The following is a 2502-nucleotide window of genomic DNA, read 5'->3' as shown; positions in this document are numbered from 1 at the left end:
GCACGTGCTGACCGTGCCGCACCTTGTTGCCGCCAGCCATTCTGATGTGGCCCCGGCGCCGCACGCGCATCACCCCAGCCTCGACCTGCGTCCCCCTATCGCCGGCTGATCGAAGCTCGCGTGCGCGTCCTGCGCACGCCCTGTAACACCGAATCCATCCCCCGCGTGCCGACACGAGTCGGTCGCCAGCGAGCGTGCGCGCTCGCCACCCTATCCTCGCTAAAGAGAGAGCATTGCCATGGAACGTCTCATCCAGGGTTTCGAAGAGTTTCGTCGTGACATGACCTCGGAGCACCGCGAACTGTTCGCGCGCCTTGCTTCCGTCCAGACGCCGCACACCATGTTCATCACCTGCGCGGACTCGCGCATCATGCCGGAGCTGATGTTCAACGCTCAGCCGGGTGACCTCTTCGTCTACCGTAATGTCGGCAACATCGTCCCGCCCTACGCACAGCACGTGAGCGGTGTGGTCGCCGCCATCGAGTACGCGGTCACTGCCCTCAACGTGCAACACATTGTCATCTGTGGCCATTCGGACTGCGGCGCGATGAAGGCCCTGCAGAATCCGGCCGCGCTCAAGGGCAAGCCGTCCGTCGAGCAGTGGCTGAAGCACGCCGACGTCGCCCGCTATGTGGTCGAGAAGAATCGTCCGACTATCCACGGTGCGGAAGGGTTGCGCTACCTCACCGAGGAGAACGTGGTGGGTCAGCTGGAGAACATGCGTACCTTGCCGGCCGTTGCAGCAGCGATGGCGAACGGCAGCCTGCGTATCCATGGCTGGATCTACGACATCGCGAAGACGGAGATCACCGCCTTCGACCCGGTCGAGGGACGCTTCCGTCCGCTGGATTCGAGGGACTCGAACGTGCCCGATGCCACTCCGCACGCGCGTTTCTCGACCCCGCAGCCGATTGCGTCTGCCGCTTAAACCAGGAAGCTTTTCATGCGCGCTTATTTTTCCCAGGGCCTCTTTGGCCGCGACCTCCTAGGATCGGTGGTCGTCTTTCTTGTCGCTCTGCCGTTGTGCATGGGTATCGCGATAGCGTCGGGCATGCCGCCCAGCGCAGGGTTGATCTCCGGCATCGTCGGCGGCCTTATCGTAGGCGCCATCGCCGGCTCGCCRCTGCAGGTCAGCGGGCCGGCGGCGGGCCTCGCGGTCCTGGTGTTCGAACTGGTGCGCGAGCACGGCGTGGCCGCCCTCGGTCCCGTCGTGCTGTTGGCCGGCCTGATCCAGGTTGTTGCCGGGTTGTGCAAGGTGGGTGTGTGGTTCCGCATGACCTCGCCGGCCGTCGTGGCCGGCATGTTGTCGGGTATCGGCATCCTCATCGTGGCGTCGCAGTCGCATGTGCTGCTCGACGCCATTCCCAAGGCTCGTGGCCTGGAGAATTTCGCCGCACTTCCCGCGGCGGCGTGGGAGTCGGTGACCGGCGCAGCCGAAGGGCGGGCCCCGGCGGCCCTGATGATCGGCCTCGGTACGATTGCCATCATGTTGTTCTGGGAGAAGCTGCGGCCTGCGAAGCTGCGCTTCGTCCCGGGCGCCTTGCTTGCGGTGGTCGCCATGACCCTGGCAGCGCAGTTCGGCGGTTTCGATGTCAAACGCGTGGATGTACCGGCGAATCTGTTCGCGGCGATCAGCCTGCCGAGCATGGGCAGCCTGTTCGGCCTGTTCGATTCGTCGCTGCTGGTCGCAGCAGTCACTTTCGCCTTCATCGCCAGTGCGGAAACGCTGCTGTCGGCGGCGGCGGTCGACCGGATGCACAACGGTGTTCGTACCAACTACGACCGCGAGCTGACGGCGCAGGGCGTGGGCAACATGATCTGCGGTGTCCTCGGTGCGTTGCCGATGACCGGCGTGATCGTGCGCAGTGCCGCGAACGTTCAGGCCGGCTCGGCGACACGCATGGCGGCCATCATGCACGGCGCATGGTTGCTGGCCTTCGTCATGCTGCTGCCGTGGCTGATGCGGATGACTCCGGTCTCCTGCCTTGCCGGCATTCTTGTCTACACCGGCGTCAAGATGGTCAACCCGAAGCAGATCAAGGATCTCGCCGCTTACGGCAAGGGTACGGCGGCGGTTTACGTCGCAACGACAGTAGCCATCGTCGCGACCGATCTGCTCACCGGTGTGATCGTCGGCTTCGGCCTGTCGTTGTTCCGCCTCGCGCTGCTTTCTTCGAAGATGCGCATGGACGTGGAACACCATGACGAGCCGGGCAAGGCCACGCTCCATCTGGAAGGCTCTGCGACGTTCCTGAAAGTGCCGAGCATGGCGCGCACGCTGGCCACGGTGCCGCCGAACACGCGTCTGAGCGTCGTCATGGATCGCCTGCAGCACGTGGACCAGGCGTCGCTGGAGTTGCTGCGCGAGTGGGGCCAGAACGCGTCCAAGCGCGGATGTGAGCTGGTGGTCGACTGGAAGGAGCTGAATCGCCGCGTCGAAGGTTCCCGCCAGGCCGCCTGATCCATGCGCTGACCCACCGGCAAATCGCTTCTGTAGGAGCC

2 protein-coding genes are annotated in these 2502 nt (G+C 64.8%); both read left to right on the top strand.

Annotated elements, in window-relative coordinates; all coding sequences use genetic code 11:
* Window positions 1–238: 238 nt before the first annotated feature.
* A complete protein-coding gene (locus AC1DSN_RS21305) occupies window positions 239–928 on the top strand; it encodes a carbonic anhydrase (protein WP_477332731.1) in 690 nt (229 codons plus the stop codon).
* A 15-nt stretch (window positions 929–943) separates the two neighbouring features.
* Window positions 944–2461, top strand: coding sequence for a SulP family inorganic anion transporter (locus AC1DSN_RS21300; protein ID WP_477332729.1), 1518 nt, complete (start codon window positions 944–946; stop codon window positions 2459–2461).
* Window positions 2462–2502: the final 41 nt, after the last annotated feature.

The sequence above is a fragment of the Luteibacter sp. P4_D7_3 genome, from assembly GCF_056401735.1.
Note: the sequence above shows the minus strand (reverse complement) of the source record. Positions and strands in the feature narration are given on the sequence as shown.